This window comes from Pseudoxanthomonas sp. CF385 (genome assembly GCF_900104255.1).
Taxonomy (GTDB): Bacteria; Pseudomonadota; Gammaproteobacteria; order Xanthomonadales; family Xanthomonadaceae; genus Pseudoxanthomonas_A.
Genome location: NZ_FNKZ01000001.1, coordinates 202,828 through 219,862 on the forward strand (window position 1 = coordinate 202,828; position 17,035 = coordinate 219,862).

General features: G+C 67.6%; 20 protein-coding genes. 10 read left to right on the forward strand and 10 right to left on the reverse strand.

Annotated features, from left to right (window positions below):
- Window positions 1-5: 5 nt before the first annotated feature.
- The 7 genes from BLT45_RS00835 to BLT45_RS00865 all read left to right on the forward strand — a co-directional run bounded on the left by BLT45_RS00835 (window position 6) and on the right by BLT45_RS00865 (window position 5,255).
- Window positions 6-812, forward strand: coding sequence for a M48 family metallopeptidase (locus BLT45_RS00835; protein WP_093298315.1), 807 nt, complete (start codon window positions 6-8; stop codon window positions 810-812).
- Window positions 813-944: 132 nt separating this feature from the next.
- On the forward strand, window positions 945-2,150 hold the full coding sequence (locus BLT45_RS00840) for a tetratricopeptide repeat protein (protein WP_343123872.1): 1,206 nt from the start codon (window positions 945-947) through the stop codon (window positions 2,148-2,150).
- Window positions 2,151-2,310: 160 nt separating this feature from the next.
- The gene (locus BLT45_RS00845; protein ID WP_093293949.1) at window positions 2,311-2,985 is read left to right on the forward strand and encodes an energy transducer TonB; all 675 of its coding nucleotides are present in this window, start codon (window positions 2,311-2,313) and stop codon (window positions 2,983-2,985) included.
- A gap of 78 nt (window positions 2,986-3,063) precedes the next feature.
- Window positions 3,064-3,813: a TonB-system energizer ExbB gene (exbB, locus tag BLT45_RS00850; RefSeq protein ID WP_093293952.1), complete on the forward strand. Its 750-nt coding sequence runs from the start codon at window positions 3,064-3,066 to the stop codon at window positions 3,811-3,813.
- A gap of 46 nt (window positions 3,814-3,859) precedes the next feature.
- A complete protein-coding gene (locus tag BLT45_RS00855; RefSeq protein ID WP_093293955.1) occupies window positions 3,860-4,285 on the forward strand; it encodes an ExbD/TolR family protein in 426 nt (141 codons plus the stop codon).
- A gap of 3 nt (window positions 4,286-4,288) precedes the next feature.
- The gene (locus BLT45_RS00860) at window positions 4,289-4,699 is read left to right on the forward strand and encodes an ExbD/TolR family protein (RefSeq protein ID WP_093293957.1); all 411 of its coding nucleotides are present in this window, start codon (window positions 4,289-4,291) and stop codon (window positions 4,697-4,699) included.
- 157 nt (window positions 4,700-4,856) lie between these two features.
- Window positions 4,857-5,255 carry an ExbD/TolR family protein gene (locus BLT45_RS00865; RefSeq protein WP_093293962.1) on the forward strand — a complete coding sequence of 133 codons (399 nt, stop codon included), beginning with the start codon at window positions 4,857-4,859 and terminating at the stop codon, window positions 5,253-5,255.
- A 22-nt stretch (window positions 5,256-5,277) separates the two neighbouring features.
- Here the strand turns inward: BLT45_RS00865 and BLT45_RS00870 are convergent, their stop codons facing one another.
- The 3 genes from BLT45_RS00870 to cls all read right to left on the reverse strand — a co-directional run bounded on the left by BLT45_RS00870 (window position 5,278) and on the right by cls (window position 7,863).
- Entirely contained in the window at window positions 5,278-6,054 is a 777-nt protein-coding gene (locus tag BLT45_RS00870) for a pyridoxine 5'-phosphate synthase (RefSeq protein ID WP_093293965.1), read from the reverse strand.
- Window positions 6,055-6,076: 22 nt separating this feature from the next.
- Window positions 6,077-6,343, reverse strand: coding sequence for a hypothetical protein (locus BLT45_RS00875; RefSeq protein ID WP_093293967.1), 267 nt, complete (start codon window positions 6,341-6,343; stop codon window positions 6,077-6,079).
- A gap of 65 nt (window positions 6,344-6,408) precedes the next feature.
- Window positions 6,409-7,863 carry a cardiolipin synthase gene (gene cls, locus BLT45_RS00880; protein WP_093293970.1) on the reverse strand — a complete coding sequence of 485 codons (1,455 nt, stop codon included), beginning with the start codon at window positions 7,861-7,863 and terminating at the stop codon, window positions 6,409-6,411.
- Window positions 7,864-7,923: 60 nt separating this feature from the next.
- Between cls and BLT45_RS00885 the strand changes: the two genes are divergently transcribed.
- Complete coding sequence (locus BLT45_RS00885; RefSeq protein ID WP_093298319.1) at window positions 7,924-9,012, forward strand: PA0069 family radical SAM protein; 1,089 nt, start codon at window positions 7,924-7,926, stop codon at window positions 9,010-9,012.
- 82 nt (window positions 9,013-9,094) lie between these two features.
- Window positions 9,095-9,634, forward strand: coding sequence for a nucleoside 2-deoxyribosyltransferase (locus BLT45_RS00890; RefSeq protein WP_254771757.1), 540 nt, complete (start codon window positions 9,095-9,097; stop codon window positions 9,632-9,634).
- Between the two features lie 9 nt (window positions 9,635-9,643).
- On the opposite strand, the gene BLT45_RS00895 is transcribed toward BLT45_RS00890, so the two are convergent.
- Genes BLT45_RS00895 through BLT45_RS00905 form a run of 3 tightly spaced genes read right to left on the reverse strand, consistent with a single transcriptional unit; the run spans window position 9,644 to window position 11,977 of the window.
- Window positions 9,644-10,342 carry a 2OG-Fe(II) oxygenase gene (locus BLT45_RS00895; protein WP_093293972.1) on the reverse strand — a complete coding sequence of 233 codons (699 nt, stop codon included), beginning with the start codon at window positions 10,340-10,342 and terminating at the stop codon, window positions 9,644-9,646.
- Between the two features lie 16 nt (window positions 10,343-10,358).
- Window positions 10,359-10,889, reverse strand: a complete 531-nt coding sequence (locus BLT45_RS00900) for a hypothetical protein (RefSeq protein ID WP_139187843.1) — start codon at window positions 10,887-10,889, stop codon at window positions 10,359-10,361.
- A 56-nt stretch (window positions 10,890-10,945) separates the two neighbouring features.
- Entirely contained in the window at window positions 10,946-11,977 is a 1,032-nt protein-coding gene (locus BLT45_RS00905; RefSeq protein ID WP_093298323.1) for a class 1 fructose-bisphosphatase, read from the reverse strand.
- Window positions 11,978-12,075: 98 nt separating this feature from the next.
- On the opposite strand from BLT45_RS00905, the gene BLT45_RS00910 reads away from it, so the two are divergent.
- Window positions 12,076-13,311 (forward strand): MgtC/SapB family protein, encoded by a 1,236-nt coding sequence (locus tag BLT45_RS00910; protein WP_093293976.1) that lies wholly within the window; start codon window positions 12,076-12,078, stop codon window positions 13,309-13,311.
- Between the two features lie 105 nt (window positions 13,312-13,416).
- Here BLT45_RS00910 and BLT45_RS00915 read toward each other — a convergent pair whose 3' ends face one another.
- The 4 genes from BLT45_RS00915 to BLT45_RS00930 all read right to left on the reverse strand — a co-directional run bounded on the left by BLT45_RS00915 (window position 13,417) and on the right by BLT45_RS00930 (window position 17,026).
- Window positions 13,417-14,046, reverse strand: coding sequence for a response regulator transcription factor (locus BLT45_RS00915; RefSeq protein WP_093293978.1), 630 nt, complete (start codon window positions 14,044-14,046; stop codon window positions 13,417-13,419).
- The gene (locus tag BLT45_RS00920; RefSeq protein ID WP_093293980.1) at window positions 14,043-15,149 is read right to left on the reverse strand and encodes a sensor histidine kinase; all 1,107 of its coding nucleotides are present in this window, start codon (window positions 15,147-15,149) and stop codon (window positions 14,043-14,045) included. The genes BLT45_RS00915 and BLT45_RS00920 overlap by 4 nt, the downstream gene beginning before the upstream one ends.
- A 67-nt stretch (window positions 15,150-15,216) precedes the next feature.
- Window positions 15,217-16,410 (reverse strand): 2-methylaconitate cis-trans isomerase PrpF, encoded by a 1,194-nt coding sequence (prpF, locus tag BLT45_RS00925; protein WP_093293982.1) that lies wholly within the window; start codon window positions 16,408-16,410, stop codon window positions 15,217-15,219.
- A 19-nt stretch (window positions 16,411-16,429) separates the two neighbouring features.
- A complete protein-coding gene (locus tag BLT45_RS00930; protein WP_093293984.1) occupies window positions 16,430-17,026 on the reverse strand; it encodes a hypothetical protein in 597 nt (198 codons plus the stop codon).
- Window positions 17,027-17,035 lie beyond the last annotated feature (9 nt).

Below are 17,035 nucleotides of genomic sequence, written 5' to 3' on the forward strand. Positions count from 1 at the left end.
CGAGCATGAAACTCCGGATCCTCGGAACCGCCATGGTGCTGGGCCTGACCGCCTGCGCCACCACCACCTCGCCCACCGGCCGCACGCAGATGGTCGGCGGCGTCTCGCAGGCGCAGTTGGACCAACTCGGCGCACAGGCCTTCGCCGAGACCAAGGCGAAGGAAACCCTCAACCGGGATGCGAAACAGAACGCCTACGTCACCTGCGTCGTGAACGCCCTGGTGCGCCAGCTGCCGCCGGAACAACGCAACGTTGCGTGGGAAACCGCGGTGTTCACCGACAACGAGCCCAATGCGTTCGCGCTGCCGGGCGGCAAGGTCGGCGTGAACACCGGCATCTTCACCGTCGCCAAGAACCAGGACCAACTGGCCGCCGTGCTGGGGCACGAAATCGGCCACGTGATCGCTAGGCACCATGAGGAGCGCATCACCCGCCAGATGGGGGCGCAAACGGGCGTCGGCGTGATCAGCGCACTGCTGGGAGCACGCTACGGCCAAGGCGCCGCCAACACGGCCAACCAGATTGGCGGCATGACGGCGCAAACCGTCTTCCTGTTGCCGGGTTCCCGAGAGCAGGAAAGCGAAGCCGATGTGGTCGGTCAGCGCCTGATGGCGCAGGCCGGTTTCGATCCGCGCCAGGCCGTCGGACTCTGGCAGAACATGATGGCCGCGAGCGGCGGGCGCTCGCCGCAGTGGCTCTCGACCCACCCCGATCCCGCGAACCGCATCCGCGAACTCGACCGCGACGCGCCTTCCCTCGTACCCACCTACGAGGCGGCCAGGAAGGCCGGAAATGCCCCGAAATGCGGCTGACACACGGTCCGGTATTGTTGCTTAGCAACACATGGAACGGTTTCCGCCCCACCCCGGTTTCTGTTAGTTTTGCCGGCCCCGCACGTCGGCGGGATGCCACGGCATCCCCCGTAAGGCCCCACGAGGTTTGACATGAAGCTCCTGACCCCCAAGACCACTCTTCTCGGCCTCGCGTTGCTCGGCGCCGTCGCGGGCGGCTTCGCGCCTGAGGCCGAAGCGGCGCGCCGCAACGAGCAGAAGAAGGAAGAAGTGCTGTACCCCGACACCACGCGGGAAGAGCCGAAGGTCAAGGGTTCGCCCAAGGTGCAGACCAAGCTCAACAAGCTGATCGAGACCTACAACAAGGCGATCGAGCAGGATGACGACGCCAAGGCGCAGGAGGGCTATACCAATGCCCGCGCGCTGGCGGACGAGATCCTGGCCAACGCCTCCGCGACGGAGTACGACAAGGCGGTCGCCGCACAGATCGCGTCCCAGGCCGCGATGAGCACCGACGACGAGGCCGGTGCGGCGGCTTACCTGAAGCAGGCGATCGATGCCAATGCTCTGGGCAACAACCAGCATTTCCAGCTGCAGCTGCAGCTGGCGCAGCTGCAGCTGCAGAAGGACGACTACACCAACGGCTTCGTCACGCTGGACCAGTATTTCGCCGATTCCAAGAGCACGCGTCCCGCCGACCTCGCCTTCAAGGGCCAGTACCTGTACCAGGCCGAGCGCTACGCGGAGTGCGTGCCGCCGCTGAAGCAGGCCATCGAGACCTCGACGAATCCCGAGGACAAGGTCGACAACTGGACCCAGATCCTCATGGTCTGCTACCAGGAAGCCGGGCAGCTCGCCGAGGCCCTCAAGGTCGCCGAGGCGCTGGCCGCCAAATCGCCCAACGACAAGCGCGCCCAGATGAACCTGGCCACCATCTACCTCAACTCCGAGCAGGAGGCGAAGGCGGCTGCGGTCCTCGAGAAGATGCGCGCCTCCGGCCTGTTGACCGAGGAGCGGGATTACAAGCAGCTCTTCATCACCTACGCCAACATGGAAGGCAAGGAGAAGGACGTCATCTCCGTGGTGAACGAGGGCCTGCAGAAAGGTGTCCTGAAGCCGGACTACCAGACCCAGCTCGCGCTGGCCCAGGCTTATTACTATTCGGAGCAGATTCCGCAGGCGATCGATGCCTGGCAGAAGGCGGCGCCGCAAGGTACCAACGGCGACACCTACCTCAACCTGGCCCGCGTACTGTGGCAGGAAGGCCGCATCCCGGAGGCCAAGGTGGCCGCCCGGGCCGCGCTTGAGAAAGGTCTGAAGAAGCCCGAGGACGCGAAGAAGATCATCGCGCTCCCGTAACGGGATTCCGTGACACCGAGGGCCAAAAATCCGTACGGATGATGGCACCGGGGAGTGTGATTGGTATAAGCTGGGGGTTCCGCCGGTGAAAAGCTCTCCGGCAGGGCCCAGAACTAACGGGGCGCCCAGGCGCCCGTATCAACCTTGAGTTAATTGGCGCATGGCTGAACAACTGGTCATCAACAGGTACCGGGAAGAGGAAGAGGACAACAGCCTCAACTGGCCCCGTATCATCGGTATTGCCTTCGTGATCGCGTTGCACGCAGCCGCGCTGCTTGCACTGCTGATCCCGGCTGTCGCCCCGCCGGCGGAGAAGGAGCAGGAGCGTCGCACCTCCGTGGTGATCGTCGACGCCCCGCCGCCTCCCCCGCCGCCGCCGCCGCCGCCGCCGAAGCAGGACACGCCGCCGCCGCCGGTCAAGAACCTCGCGCCGCCCAAGACCACGCCGCTGCCGCCGCCGCCGGAAGCACCGCCGGTCGATATCGCCGAGCCGCGCCCGACCGACATCGTCACACCCCCGTCGCCTCCGGCCCCGCCGGCGCCGACGCCGGACATCGGCGCCAGCGTCGACATCTCGTCGAAGAACATGAACCCGCCCCGCTACCCGCCCGCCGCTGCGCGCGCCGGCATCGAAGGCACGGTCATCCTGATCATCGACGTGGACGCCAACGGCAACGTGACCAACGTGTCGGTGGAAAGGTCCAGTCGTAACCGCGACCTCGATCGCGCGGCCATGGAAGCCGCCCGCAAATGGCGTTTCAATGCCTCCGTGGTCAATGGCCAGAAGGCCGCAGGCCGCGTCCGCGTGCCGGTCGACTTCAACATGGGCGGTTGAGGGCGGTCGCCGCTCTCGTCCCCACTTCGTTCGTAACCCGCAACACCCTCAATCAACACTTATATAAAGGTAAGCGTCATGCTGCAGGAAACCCTTTTCGCCGCCGCCGCCGGGGGCACCAACGCCGCGAACGCCCTGTCGCAAATGGGCTTCGAGCACATGATCAGCGAAATGCTCAGCAAGCCCGGCGAGTTCATCGTCTCCTGGGTCGTGCTGCTCACCCTCGTCATCATGTCCGCCATGTCCTGGTACTGGACGGTCATCAACGTGCTGCGCAGCACCCGCCTCAAGGGCCAGGCTGACCGCGTCACCAGCGCCTTCTGGGAAACCCCGAATGCGCAGGACGCCATCCGCCTGATGGAAGAGCAGCCCAAGAACGAGCCGTTCTCCAAGATCGCCCTGGACGCCGCCCAGGCGGCCGCCCACCACCAGCGTTCGGAAGGTTCGGGCGAGACCCTGAGCCGTTCGGAGTTCGTGGACCGCGCCCTGCGCCAGGCCGTGACCCGCGAGAGCACCAACCTGCAGGGCGGCATGACGCTGCTCGCCACCGTCGGTGCGACCGCGCCGTTCGTGGGTCTGCTGGGTACGGTGTGGGGCATCTACGGCGCCCTGATCCGCATCGGTGCGACCGGCCAGGCCTCGATCGACGCCGTCGCCGGCCCGGTGGGTGAAGCGCTGATCATGACCGCCATCGGTCTGTTCGTCGCCATCCCGGCCGTGTTCGCCTACAACTTCTTCAGCAAGACGAACGCGGCCGTCATCGCCAAGTTCGACACGTTCGCGCACGACCTGCACGACTTCTTCGCCACCGGCTCGCGCGTTCGCTGAGCCGGCGGTACAAGCAGTCAACGCAACGTTCTAGACGGAGCCCGTCATGGCTTTCAGTAGTGGTAATAGCGGTGGCCCGATGGCCGAGATCAACGTCACGCCCCTCGTGGACGTGATGTTGGTGCTGCTGATCATCTTCATCATCACGGCGCCGCTGATGTCGCACAAGGTGAAGATCGAACTGCCCGAGGCGAACCTCGTCCAGGAAAAGGACAAGGAACCGCCGAAGACCCCGCCGATCACCATCTCGGTGAAGGAGAACGGGGACCTGTTCTGGGGCGATGAGCCGGTGTCCAAGGAAATCCTGGAGTCCCGCCTGTCCAGCGCCGCCCAGCTGCAGCCGCAGCCGAAGCTCAACCTGCGTGGCGACAAGACGACGAAGATGGGCACCATCGCCGACGTCACCAAGATCGCGCAGAGCCAGGGCATGCTGGACATCGGCTACGTGGCGACGAAAGAGAAGGGGCAGTAAGCCATGGCATTCAGTAGTGGTGGAAACAAGGGCCCCATGGCCGACATCAACGTCACGCCCCTCGTGGACGTGATGCTGGTGCTGCTGATCATCTTCATCGTGACCGCGCCGATCATGACGTACCCGATCGAGGTGGCACTGCCGCAGCGCGTGATCAACCCGCCGCCGCAGCTGCGTGAACCGCCGCCGCCGATCGACCTGCGCATCGAGGCCGACAACACGATCTACTGGAACAACAGTCCGGTGAGCGTGGCCGACCTGCAGCAGCGGATGGAACAGGAGGTCCAGCGCGACCCGACCAACCAGCCGGAGCTGCGCATCGAAGCCAAGTCGGAAGCGCACTACGACGTGATGGCCAAGGTCCTGGCTGCCGCGAAGAACGCGCAGATGATGAAGATCGGTTTCGTGCAGTAACCCTGACGCGTAATACCTTTCGAACGCCGCCCTCCCGGGCGGCGTTTTTCTTTGTGCGGACGGTGCGGCGGAGCCCGCCGGGCTCCGGGCGCCTCTTGCGGGCCGTGGGAGACCGGCGTAGCGTCGGAGGCGATTCCCGACGGTAAGGAGGTGTGCGATGGCGTTCTCCGCTCCTGCAGGTCGTTCGGAACTGGCCGAGATCAACATCACCCCGCTGGTCGACGTGATGCTGGTCCTGCTGGTCATCTTCATGGTCACCGCGCCGCTGCTGTCGCAGCCGATCAATGCGATGCTGCCGCAGCGCACGGACCGGCAGGTCGAGCAGCAGCCTCCCAACGATCTGGTGCTCAAGGTCGGCCTGGCAGGCACCTACACGCTGGATGACAGGCCCGTGACGCTGGCCGCGCTGCGCGGCCTGCTGGAAGACGCGCGCGTGTCGGATCCGAAGACCGTACTCCAGGTGGAGGCGGTGGAAGGGGCCGAATACCGGGCACTGGTGAGTGCGCTGGCGCAGGCGGATGCCAGCGGTATCCGCAACATCGTCATGCGGAACTGACCCGCAGCGCCGGACGGCGCGATCAGGGGTGGTGTGAAGCCGTCGCGGTCGCGTCGTCCAGGATGGCGAGGTAGGCCTGCACGGTACGCTGCAGGCCGGCGTAAAGCGCTTCGCCGATCAGGGCGTGGCCGATGGACACTTCCAGCACGTCCGGGACCGCCTCGAGGAAATCCTCCAGGTTCGCCTGGCTGAGATCGTGCCCGGCATTGACGCCCAGGCCCAGTGCGTGGGCCTCCTGCGCCGTGCGTATGCAGCGGGCGAGCTCCACGGAGGCATCGCCTCGTGCCGCAGCCTCGGCGAACGGCCCGGTGTAGATCTCGATACGATCCGCGCCGATCCGCGCAGCCGTTTCCAGGCCCTCGCAACCGGCATCGACGAACAGGCTCACGCGGCAACCGAGCGCCTTGAGCTCGGCGATCAGCGGCTGCAGGCGTTCGCCATCCCGGGCGAAATCGAAGCCGTGGTCCGAGGTGATCTGGCCATCGCCATCCGGTACCAGCGTGGCCTGCGCCGGCCGGGCGGCATCGCATAGTGCGATGAAGCCGGGATACCCATCGCGCGGCGGTGCGAACGGATTTCCCTCGATGTTGAGCTCGACTCCGCTATCGTCGGCCAGGGCGGCCAGCGCGAGGACATCGTCCGGGCGGATATGGCGTTGGTCCGGCCGGGGATGCACGGTGATGCCGTGCGCGCCCGCGTACAGACACGTGCGCGCGGCCCGCACGACGTCGGGCTCGCTGCCACCGCGCGAATTGCGCAGCACGGCGATCTTGTTGACGTTGACGCTCAGCAGGGTCATGGCGCCGTCCTTGGAGCGGAAGTCAGGCCGCGGGAGGCGGCTCGGAAGAAGAAACGGTGGCATTGCGCCGGGCTTCGGCCACTTCGCGCAGGCGGCGCAGCTCGGTCGGGTCGATCATCACCGACTGGTCGCGGCTGCTGTCGCCCACGCGACGGCCATACCAACCCACGATCCAGGCGACGAACAGGGCGAGCGAGACCAGCATCAGGGCGACCATCAGGCCCATCGAGGTCGTACGCATGGCCATGACCATGCTCGCGAGTGCCATCAACAGGAAGAGCCAGTGCATCGTCCACCCCCAGGGTTGCTGGCCGCATCTTACCGCCTACACCCCGGGGCAAAAAACGCCCTGCTTCACAGCAATGGCGACATCAGCCGGGCCAGCGCCTCGGGCAGCCGGTGCCGCCAGAGCGAGCGGTCCCGCTGGAGGCGCACCGGCTCGCTGGCGGCGATCTCCGATTCCAGCCACTGTCCCAGCGTGCCGGCCACGCCGCGGTCGCGGAACATCATCGAGATCTCGAAGTTCAGGCGGAAGCTGCGGTGGTCGAAGTTGGCGCTGCCGATGATGGCCATCGCGTCGTCGCAGAGCAGCGCCTTGCTGTGCATCATCCGCGGGCCGTACTCGTAGACCTTCACGCCGGCGGCGAGCAGCTCGTCGAAGTAGGAGCGCGCCGCCAGCGTGACGAGGCGCGAATCGCTGACCTTGGGGACCACCAGGCGCACGTCCAGCCCGCCCAGCGCGGCCGACGTCAGCGCCATGCGCGCGGCCTCACCGGGGACGAAATAGGGCGTGACCAGCCAGACCCGCTTCTTGGCTTCGTGGATGGCGGCCACCTTCATGCGGTGGATCGGCTCCCAGGCCGAATCCGGTCCCGACACCAGGGCCTGCGCGGCGATGCCCCCCTGCACGTTCGCGTCGCTCGCGCTCCAGAGCCGCGTGCCCTGGAAGTCCTTGCGCTGCTGGCCGGTGGCGTAGACCCAATCCTCGACGAAGACCTGCTGGATGCTGCGGACGACCTCGCCTTCCAGGCGCAGGTGCAGGTCGCGGTACGCGTCGTCCCGCAGCGATTCGTCCTCGTCGTCGGTGACGTTGATGCCGCCGGTGAAGGCGACGCGTCCGTCGACCACGACGATCTTGCGGTGCGTGCGAAGGTTGAGCCATGGCCGCGTGAAGGGCCGGAACTTGGTCGGATGGAACCAGGCGTACTCGCCGCCCGCCTCCACCAGCGGCCGCAGGAGGCGCTTGCGCAGCCGGTTGGAGCCCACCGCATCCAGCAGCAGCCGGACCTTCACGCCTTCGCGGGCCTTCGCCGCCAGCGCCTCCAGCACACGCACCCCGGTGCGGTCGCCGTTGAAGATGTAGTACTCCACATGGATGTGGTTCTCCGCCGCCGCGATCGCATCAACGATCGCCTGGTACGTCGCGCAGCCGTCGACGAGCATCTGCACCGAGGTGGCGCTGGAGGGCGGCAGGCCGGTGGTCTTCTGCGCGAGCATCGGAAGCTCTGCGCTGTTGCCGTCGGTCGGCGCGAAGACCTCGTAGCTTTCCAGTCCCTCGCGCGAGCGCGTGCGGCGCAGCTGGTGGCGCTTGATCCGTTGCGGGCCCAGCAGGAAGTAGATCAGGTAGCCCACGTACGGCAGCAGCGCCAGCGACAGCAGCCAACTGAGGGTCGCGACCGGCTCGCGCTTCTGCAGGACGATCCAGGAGCACAGCGGCACCAGGTAGAGCAACCAGGCAACCGTCACCCATACCTGCAGGTTGGGAATGGAACCGAGGGTATCCCAGAGGGCATTCAGAGCATCGCGCATGGGGCGATTCTATATGGCGTGTCGCGGCCGCTGCGACGCCACCGGCGTAAGCTCGCCGACATGGCGACAGCGCGACACCCCGGCATCAAGGGACGTGGATCCACCGGCTACCTGCCGGGCCGGTTCGCCGTGACCACGCCGGAAACGGTCGACGACGGCTGGCACGAGGCCGATACCGAAGGCGACATCGTATCGGCGCCTCAGACCGAACTACGCGAGGAAGCCGCGCGCAGCGTCATCACCCGCAACCAGTCGCCGGACATCCCGTTCGAGCAGTCGCTGAACCCGTACCGGGGTTGCGAGCATGGCTGCAGCTACTGCTTCGCGCGGCCATCGCACGCGTACCTCGATCTTTCGCCCGGGCTGGATTTCGAAACCAAGATCTACGCCAAGACGAATGCGCCGGAGGTGCTGCGCAGGGAGCTGTCCAAGCGTGGCTACCAGCCCAGTCCGATCTCGCTGGGCATCAATACCGACGCTTACCAGCCCGCCGAACGTCGCCTGCAACTGACGCGCCGGATTCTGGAGGTGCTGGCCGAAGCGAAGCATCCGGTCTCGCTGATCACCAAGAACGCGCTGATCGAGCGCGACCTGGACCTGCTGGCGCCGATGGCGCGCGAGAACCTGGTGCACGTCTACCTGTCGATCACCACGCTCGACAACGGCCTGTCGTCGCGGCTCGAGCCGCGGGCGTCCGCGCCGCATAGCCGGCTCAAGGCGGTGAAGCGCCTGAGCGAGGCGGGCGTGCCGGTCGGGGTGATGTTCGCGCCGGTGATTCCCTGGGTGAACGACCACGAGCTGGAAGCCGTGCTCGAAGCCGCGCACGATGCCGGCGCCACCGCGGCCGGCTACGTGCTGCTGCGTCTGCCGCACGAGGTCGCGCCGTTGTTCCGCGACTGGCTGCAGACCCACGTGCCCGACCGCGCAGCGCACGTGATGAGCACCATCCAGCAACTGCGCGGCGGCAAGGACTACGACAGCCGCTTCGGCACGCGCCTGCGCGGCGAGGGCGTCTATGCCGACCTGCTGTCGCGCCGTTTCGCGCTGGCGTTGAAGCGCTACGGCTTCGAAGGGCGTCGCCATCCGCCGTTCGACTGCACCCGCTTCATTCCGCCGCGCGAGTCGTCGCCGCAGGGCGAACTGTTCTGACCGTCCGCGGCCGCGCGCTGCGACGATCGGTCACGGGTCAAGGTGCGGCGAGGCGCCCACACTCCATTGTCCCCACTTGCGCATGCTGCCGATGATCCAGTCGCTCTATCTCGCCGGTCCCGACATCTTCCGCCCCGACGCCGCCGTGCACGGCGAGAAGCTCAAGGCCCTGTGCGCCGCGTACGGATTCGAGGGCCTGTTTCCGCTCGACGCGCAGGTGGCGCAGGCCACGGGCGATGCACTGGAAGCCGCACGCTGGATCTACCGAGCCGACATCGGCCTGCTCGATGCCGCCGACGCGGTGCTGGCTAATCTGGATTTCTTCCGCGGCGCCGAGCCCGACAGCGGGACCTGCTTCGAAGTCGGTTACGCCATCGCACGCGGCAAGCCAGTCTATGGCTACGTGCCGGAAGGCGGCAGCCTGGCCGAACGCATCCGCCGGCGCTGCCCGGAACACCTGGGCGCGGACGACGGCCACGATGCGCAGGGATGGCAACTGGAAGAGTTCGGCCTGCCGCTGAATCTGATGCTAGCGGTGCCCTGCACGGTGGTGGTCGGTGGGGCCGACGTCGCGCTGCGGCGGTTGCGCAGCGATCTGGATGCGCGGCGCATGTGCGCCTGAGCCACCGCGTCAGCGAGCGCCGTACAGCCGCTCCGCGCGCTGGAACAGGATCCAGCTGGTCGCGATGTACTTGTCGCCGCCCACTGGGCGGTTGCCGCGGTGCGTGTGGGTGAAGGCGGTGGGTGCGATCAGCAGGCTGCCGGGGCGCGGCACGATCTTGCGCTGCTGGTGGAAGAACTCGGTTTCCCCTTCCTCGAACCCATCGTTGAGGTAGAGCGTCCACAGCACGTGGCGGTGCAGCGACTCCGCATCGGGACCCTTCGGGAACAGCTCGCAGTGCCAATACGGATAACCGCCCTCGCCGGCGGGATAGCGCTGCAGGTTGATCCGGCCCGGCACGAACACGGCCATGATCAACCGCATCAGCGCATCGTCGTCCATGCTGGCGACGTCCTCGTAACCCAGGCGATGCAGCTGCCCGTCGGCACCCGGCTGTTGCAGCATCAGCGGTGCGATCAGGCTGAAGGGATACGTGCGCAGGTACTGCTTCAGGCCGGCGAGTACGGCGAGGTTGAGGCGCTGTTCCACGTCGCGCCAATCGGCCAGTCCGCTGATGCTGATGTCGCGGCTGTGCTTGAGGTCGGGATGGTGTCCCCCGCCGACCTGCCCCGGTTGGTCCTGTCGGCTGGCATCGAAGCGTTCCACGATGGCGCGGCACGTCGCCGCGTCCAGCGCGTCGTGATAGACCTCGATGAAGTCGGTGTTCATGCGGGCATGCTCGGCATCAGATGGAAGTGTCGCCGCTCGCCGAGGCGCCCTTGCCGCACGCCTGCAGGATGCGCGGCGCCAGTGTCGTCTCCAGCGTGCCGCGCTGCTCCGCCAGCGCCAGCGCATCGAACGCCGGGATCTGTGCGTCCTGACGGTCCATGCTGATTTCGGCATAGGCTTTCAGTGCGCTGCGTACGCCCGCGATCTGGGGAGCGACGGGATCCGTGCGCTGCCCGGGATGGGCGATCTGCCAGGCAGCGTTGCCGTAGAGGATCTGCACGAAGAGCATGCCCCCGTAGTACGAGTCCATCTCCAGCTTGGGCTCGAGGAAATCGCACGCCGTCACCACGAGGTCCGGTGTCTCGACGGCCCATTGCAGCAGCCAAGCGCGCATCGGCTTCGCGTCCGGATCCAGCGGAAACCGTTCCAGATGACGCGTCAGACGGATGAATTTCGCTTCGTCGGTCTCGGCCGCTGCTTGCGCGCCGGCCATGCCCGGCAGACAGGCCAGCAGGAGGATCGCGCATCGCATCTGCAGTCGCTTCACTCGTTGCTCCCGGCGGAGAGGACGCTCCGCTGCAGCCTGATTCTAGTCGCGTCCGCTCACGCCGCCGCCGTATCGTGCGCGCGGTGGTAGCCGACCGCGGCCTCGACTTCCCGCTTCGAGCCCAGGAACACCGGCACGCGCTGATGCAGCTGGGTCGGGCGCAGCGACAGGATGTCCTCGCGGCCGGTGCTGGCGGCGCCGCCAGCCTGTTCGACCAGCATGCCCATCGGGTTGGCCTCGTACATCAGGCGCAGCTTGCCGGCCTTGCCCGGGTCCTTGCGGTCCCACGGATAGATGAAGATGCCGCCGCGGGTCAGGATGCGGTGCACGTCCGCCACCATGCTGGCGATCCAGCGCATGTTGAAGTCCTTGCCGCGGGGACCTTCCCGGCCGGCGAGCAGGTCGTCGACGTAGCCCTGCATCGGCGCTTCCCAGTGGCGCTGGTTCGACATGTTGATGGCGAATTCCTTCGTTTCCTCGGGAATGCGCATGTCGCGCTGGGTCATCACGAACGCGCCCTGCTCGCGGTCCAGGGTGAACGCGTGCGTGCCGTTGCCGGTGGTCAGCACCAGCATCGTGCTGGGCCCGTAGATGCAGTAGCCGGCGGCGACCTGGTCGCGGCCGGGCTGGAGGAAGTGCTCGTCGCCCGGCGTGGTGACGCCATCGGGGCTTCGCAGTACCGAGAAGATGGTGCCGACGGAGACGTTGACGTCGATGTTCGAGCTGCCGTCCAGCGGATCGAACAGCAGCAGGAAGCCGCCGCGGGGATAGGCGTCCGGAATCGGTTGGCTGTGGTCCATTTCTTCCGAGGCGCACGCCGCCAGATGGCCGCCCCAGGCGTTGGCCTCCAGCAGGATGTCGTTGCTCAGCACGTCCAGCTTCTTCTGCGCCTCGCCCTGCACGTTGCCGGTGCCGGCGTCGCCCAGCACACCGCCCAACGCGCCCTTGCTGACTGCGATGGAGATGCTGGTGCAGGCGCGAGCGACCACGGCGATCAGCTGGCGCAGGTCGGCGCTGATGCGGCCGGCGCGCTGTTCTTCGATCAGGTAGCGGCTCAGCGAGACGGCGGACGGAGCGGGAGCGGGCATGATGGGGTCCACGGCGAAGGTGGCGCGCATTGTCCGGGTTGACGAGACCAATGCAAGACCATTCGTTATGCTCGCGGACCTGAACGAGGAAGGATGGGATGGACGAAGCGACCCCGCAGACCTGGCTGGCCCTGTCCTCGGCGCTGGGTCTGGGCCTGCTGGTCGGCCTGGTGCGCGAGCGCAGCCCGGGTCGCGGCCACCGGATCGCCGGCCTGCGCACCCACGCGCTGGTGGCGCTGGCGGCGGCGATCGCCGCGTGGCTGGGTCTGCCCGTCGTGCTGGTCGCCCTGGGCATCACCGGCGTACTGGCCGCGATGGCGTACCGGGCGACCCACCAGGACGACCCGGGCCTGACCAGCGAAGTCACCCTGGTCCTGACCTTCCTGCTGGGTGCGCTGGCGATGCGCCAGCCCGGACTGGCGACCGGCTTGGCCGTGGTGGTCGCCGTGTTGCTCTACGCCAAGCAGCCGTTGCACGAACTGACCCGCGAGACGCTCAGCGAGCGCGAAGTCTTCGACGGCCTGCTGCTGCTGGCGTCCGCGCTGGTGATCCTGCCGCTCCTGCCCGACCGCGCCATCGGCCCGTACGAAGCGATCAACCTGGCGACCATCTGGAAGCTGGTCGTGCTGGTGATGGCCGTGAGCGCGCTGGGCCACGTGGTGCTGCGCGTGGTCGGCAACCGCTGGGGCCTGGCGGTCGCGGGATTCTTCGCCGGCTACGTGTCGTCCACCGCGGCGACGATCGGCTTCGGCCAGCGGGCGAAGGAGACGCCGGCCTTACTGCGCTCGGCCGTGGCCGCGGCGCTGCTCTCCAACCTCGCCTCGCTGACCTTGTGCGTGCCCATCCTGTGGGCGGTGTCGCCGCCGCTGGTGCGCGACCTGTTGCCGGAGCTGTGCGCGATCGGTGCGGTGCTGCTGGCGGGTGGGCTGTTCGGCCTGCGCCGCGGGGATGACGATGCGGTGAAGCCACCGACTTCGGAGAGCCGCATGTTCCGCTTTGGCCAGGCGCTGGGCTTCGCGCTGCTGGTCGCGGTGCTGACCTTCGTTGCGGCAGCGCTGGCGGCGTGGATCGGTCCACGCGGGGCGATGGCGGCCGCCGCATTGTCGGCGGCGGCAGAGCTGCATGCGGCGGTGGCCACGCTGGCCAACCAGTTCGCACGCGGCGGCCTGGAAGCGGCCGAAGCACGCTGGTGGATGCTGGCCCTGCTGTCGGCCAGCCTGATCGCCAAGTCCGTCATCGCTTGGGTCAGCGGCGGTGCGGCGTACGGCCTGCGCGTGTCGGCAGGCCTGCTCACCGCGCTCGCTGCGGGCGCGGCGATGGTGTGGGTGTTCTGACGCGCATGTGATGCCGGGTGTGGGAGCGACGTCAGTCGCGATCGGCGCTCAGTAGAAAAGCATCGCGACTGACGTCGCTCCCACAGGAAACAGGGTTGGCGCCGTTCAAATGATCCGCAGCGTGATCGCCTTCAGCACGGCGCGCGTGCGGTCGCGCGTGCCCAGCTTGTCGAGGATGGTGGAGACGTAGTTCTTCACCGTGCCCTCGGCCAGAAACAGCGTGCGCGCGATTTCCTTGTTGGAGTAGCCGCCGGCCAGCAGCCGCAGGATCGCCACCTCGCGTTCGCTGAAGGTATCCGTTGGGGCGCCTTCGTCGTGGAAACGGTAGCGCGCGCGCACCGGATCGGTACTGACCGGCTGCAGCAGCGTCTCGCCGCCGGCGACGCGGCGGATCGCATCGTGCAGATCTTCAGGCGCCGCGTCCTTCAGCAGGAAGCCCTGTGCGCCGGCTTCCGTCGCCCGCAGCAGCAGGTCGCTGTCGTCGAACGTGGTCAACAGCAGCACCGGCGTGCGGTCGCCGCGTTCGCGCAGGCGGATGAGCGCATCGATGCCGTCCACGCCCGGCATGCGGATGTCGCTCAGCACCACGTCCACCGCTTGCGCCTCCAGCTTGGCGAGCAGGTCCGCGCCGTCGTCGGCCTCGAACACCACGTCCACCTGCTGTGCCTTCAACAACGCACGCAGGCCGGCGCGCACCAGGGCCTGGTCGTCGGCCAGGGCGACCCGCACGCTCATGCGGGCAGCCTCACGTCCACGCGCAGTCCGCCGGTGGCGCTGCTGCCCAGGCGCAGGTCGCCGCCGAGGGCCGCCACGCGTTCGCGGATGCCCGACAGGCCGTTGCCCTCGTGTATGCGGCCTTTGAGCCTGCCGTCGTCTTCGATGTGCAGGTGCATGCCCGCGTCCTCGTTCGTCAGTGAAACCGTCAGCGTGTCCGCGTTCGCGTGGCGCGCCGCGTTGGTCAAACATTCCTGCACGATGCGCAGCAGCGACTCCGCGACCACGGGATCGCCGATCTTCACGCCGTCGGCGATGTGCAGGTCCAGCGCGGGACGCGGCAACGGCGCGGCCAGGGCGCGGATCGCGGTCTGCAGGTCCAGCCCGCGCGAATCGCGCATGGCCTGCACCACGCTGCGGATGTCGTCCAACAGCTCAGTAGAGAGTTGCTGCGCGATGCGCACTTCCTCGCGCCCCGCCAACGCCGGGTCGCTGGCCAGCGCCCGCAGGTTGAGCTTCATCGCAGTGAGCTTGTGCCCGGCCACGTCGTGCAGTTCGCGCGCCACGCGCAGCCGTTCGGCATCGCGCGCGCTGTCGGCCAGCAAGGCGCGCGTGGCCAGCAGGTCGGCATTGACGCGGGCCAGCGCGTCACGGGAATCCTCCGCGCGGCGTGCGTAGTGCACGCACAGGCCGGCGAGCGCCTGGAAGCCCATGTTGATCAGCGTCATCGTGCCCGGGGCGCCGAATTCGTGGTGCACCATCAACGCATAGAACGCCGCATTCAACACCAGCGCGGCCGCGATGGCCCAGCGCGGCGACAGCACGTTGACCGCGCACGCCACCCAGACCACCAGCAGCACCTGCGCGGTGCCCACGCGCGGCGTCAGCCAGGCCAGCAGCAGGGCGAGCGAGGCCATCGCCACCAGGGCGACCCGTCGCGGCCGTTCCCAGGTATCCGGCGCCAGTGCGAACAGGAGGAATCCCAGTGCGTACGCGCCCAGCGCGGCGGCGGCGGCCGGCAGCACGTCCGCCGGCAGGAAACGCAAGCCTAGGGATACCGCGCCGATCGTAAATACGCCGGCGAGCGTCATGGGTTCGCGAAGTCGGGTCAGGGCCGTCCACATGCGCCCATGCTGTCGCGTGGGCGCGGCCGAGGCAATGGTTCCGGTGAAAGTGGTGACTTCCGGCAGGTCAGAATGCGTCGCCGGGGATACGCACCGTACCTTCCATCAGCACGCGCGCGCTGCGGCTCATCACCGCCTTGGTGACCACCCAGGTGCCGTCGACCTGGCCGACATCGGCACCGACGCGCAGCGTGCCCGACGGATGCCCAAACACCAGCACGTCGCGCGTGCCGCCGCCCGCTGCCGCGTTGACCACGGTGCCCGGCACGGCCGCCGCGGTGGCGATGGCGACCGACGCGGTGCCCATCATCGCGTGGTGCAGCTTGCCCATCGAGATCGCTCGCGCGAGCAGGCCGACATCCGCCGCGTGCACCGGCTTGCCGCTCGACGACACGTAATCCTTGGGCGGCGCGACGAAGGCGACCTTCGGCGTCAGCGGACGCTTCGCCGCGGCGTCCGCGCTGTCGACCAGGCCCATGCGCACCGCGCCGTGCGCGCGGATCGCTTCCAGCTTCGCCAGCGCGTCCTTGTCTTCGTTGATCGCGCCCTGCAGCTCGGTGCCGTCGTAGCCCAGCGCCGCGGCCTCGACGAAGACCACCGGTACGCCCGCATTGATCATCGTGGCCTCGAACACGCCCACACCGGGCACCTCGAGGTCGTCGACGAGATTCCCGGTGGGGAACATCGCGCCGCCACCGTCGCCATCGCCTTCGTCGGCCGGATCGATGAACTCCAGTTGCACTTCCGCTGCCGGGAACGTCACGCCGTCCAGTTCGAAGTCGCCTGTTTCCTGCACTTCGCCGTTCGTCACCTGCACATGGGCGACGATGGTCTTCTGGATGTTGGCCTGCCAGATGCGCACGGTGCACACGCCGTCGCGCGGTACGCGCGCGGGATCGATCATCCTGTTCGCGATCGCGAACGGCCCGACCGCCGACGACAGGTTGCCGCAGTTGCCGCTCCAATCGATGAAGGCCTCGTTGATCGGCACCTGGCCGTACAGGTAATCCACGTCATGCCCGGGCTGCGCACTGGGCGAAATGATCACCACCTTGCTGGTGCTCGACGTCGCCCCGCCCATGCCGTCGGTGTGCTTGCCGTACGGATCGGGCGAACCGATCACGCGGCACAGCAGCGCGTCGCGCGCCGGGCCCGGCACCCGCGCCCGCTCGGGCAGGTCCTGCAGGCGGAAGAACACGCCTTTCGACGTGCCGCCGCGCATGTAGGTGGCGGGGATGCGGATCTGGGGACGATGGGTCATGGCGGGGGTCGTTTGAGAATTAAGAGAAAAGGTCGGTCTGCACGACACGGGCCGGCGCTGGATCAAGCTGCCAGCGCGCCAGCGTGTTGTAGCGGTAGGGTCTTCCGCCACCTGCGACGAGTTCGAAGGCTTCGATCCGCCAAGGTACGGTCAACAGCGGATGCGACGAGATATCCGGGCCCTCGTAGCCGTAGTCAAGCGTGATATGAGGCGAGTGGTTTCCGCCTCGCGGCAGGCCCTGTGCCAGGGTGGCCACACCTATCGTGTCGATCAGTCTTTCCAAGCCCACCCAACGGCCGCGTGCACGGATTTCGGCATGGGCTCGAGCGCGCGCCTGATCCAGCTCGAGGTCGAAACCGGATGCCCTCACCTGATCGCCCGCGGCAATCAGCCGTTCCCGGATCCAAGGTTTGTCCGCATACCGATCACTGACAGACTGGTGCCAGCATTCCGGCGGCCAGCCCGGGACGAGCAGGGATCCAAGCCGCGCGCGCCGCATCGATCCTGCGATCGCGTCGCAGACCTCGCGCGATGGCCGCAGGATGAAGAGCAGGCGATTGCCGTAGCCCGGCCACCAGACCTGCTCCTCCTCAATCTGGACGCGTCCCAGTTTCACTTCGGTACC

What these genes read in the sequence shown, in the direction of transcription:
- BLT45_RS00835 (WP_093298315.1), top strand. Translation starts at nt 6, where the DNA reads ATGAAACTCCGGATCCTCGGAACCGCCATGGTGCTGGGCCTGACCGCC.
- BLT45_RS00840 (WP_343123872.1), top strand. Translation starts at nt 945, where the DNA reads ATGAAGCTCCTGACCCCCAAGACCACTCTTCTCGGCCTCGCGTTGCTC.
- BLT45_RS00845 (WP_093293949.1), top strand. Translation starts at nt 2,311, where the DNA reads ATGGCTGAACAACTGGTCATCAACAGGTACCGGGAAGAGGAAGAGGAC.
- exbB (WP_093293952.1), top strand. Translation starts at nt 3,064, where the DNA reads ATGCTGCAGGAAACCCTTTTCGCCGCCGCCGCCGGGGGCACCAACGCC.
- BLT45_RS00855 (WP_093293955.1), top strand. Translation starts at nt 3,860, where the DNA reads ATGGCTTTCAGTAGTGGTAATAGCGGTGGCCCGATGGCCGAGATCAAC.
- BLT45_RS00860 (WP_093293957.1), top strand. Translation starts at nt 4,289, where the DNA reads ATGGCATTCAGTAGTGGTGGAAACAAGGGCCCCATGGCCGACATCAAC.
- BLT45_RS00865 (WP_093293962.1), top strand. Translation starts at nt 4,857, where the DNA reads ATGGCGTTCTCCGCTCCTGCAGGTCGTTCGGAACTGGCCGAGATCAAC.
- BLT45_RS00870 (WP_093293965.1), bottom strand. Translation starts at nt 6,054, where the DNA reads ATGACCCTGCTGAGCGTCAACGTCAACAAGATCGCCGTGCTGCGCAAT.
- BLT45_RS00875 (WP_093293967.1), bottom strand. Translation starts at nt 6,343, where the DNA reads ATGCACTGGCTCTTCCTGTTGATGGCACTCGCGAGCATGGTCATGGCC.
- cls (WP_093293970.1), bottom strand. Translation starts at nt 7,863, where the DNA reads ATGCGCGATGCTCTGAATGCCCTCTGGGATACCCTCGGTTCCATTCCC.
- BLT45_RS00885 (WP_093298319.1), top strand. Translation starts at nt 7,924, where the DNA reads ATGGCGACAGCGCGACACCCCGGCATCAAGGGACGTGGATCCACCGGC.
- BLT45_RS00890 (WP_254771757.1), top strand. Translation starts at nt 9,095, where the DNA reads ATGCTGCCGATGATCCAGTCGCTCTATCTCGCCGGTCCCGACATCTTC.
- BLT45_RS00895 (WP_093293972.1), bottom strand. Translation starts at nt 10,342, where the DNA reads ATGAACACCGACTTCATCGAGGTCTATCACGACGCGCTGGACGCGGCG.
- BLT45_RS00905 (WP_093298323.1), bottom strand. Translation starts at nt 11,977, where the DNA reads ATGCCCGCTCCCGCTCCGTCCGCCGTCTCGCTGAGCCGCTACCTGATC.
- BLT45_RS00910 (WP_093293976.1), top strand. Translation starts at nt 12,076, where the DNA reads ATGGACGAAGCGACCCCGCAGACCTGGCTGGCCCTGTCCTCGGCGCTG.
- BLT45_RS00915 (WP_093293978.1), bottom strand. Translation starts at nt 14,046, where the DNA reads ATGAGCGTGCGGGTCGCCCTGGCCGACGACCAGGCCCTGGTGCGCGCC.
- BLT45_RS00920 (WP_093293980.1), bottom strand. Translation starts at nt 15,149, where the DNA reads ATGTGGACGGCCCTGACCCGACTTCGCGAACCCATGACGCTCGCCGGC.
- prpF (WP_093293982.1), bottom strand. Translation starts at nt 16,410, where the DNA reads ATGACCCATCGTCCCCAGATCCGCATCCCCGCCACCTACATGCGCGGC.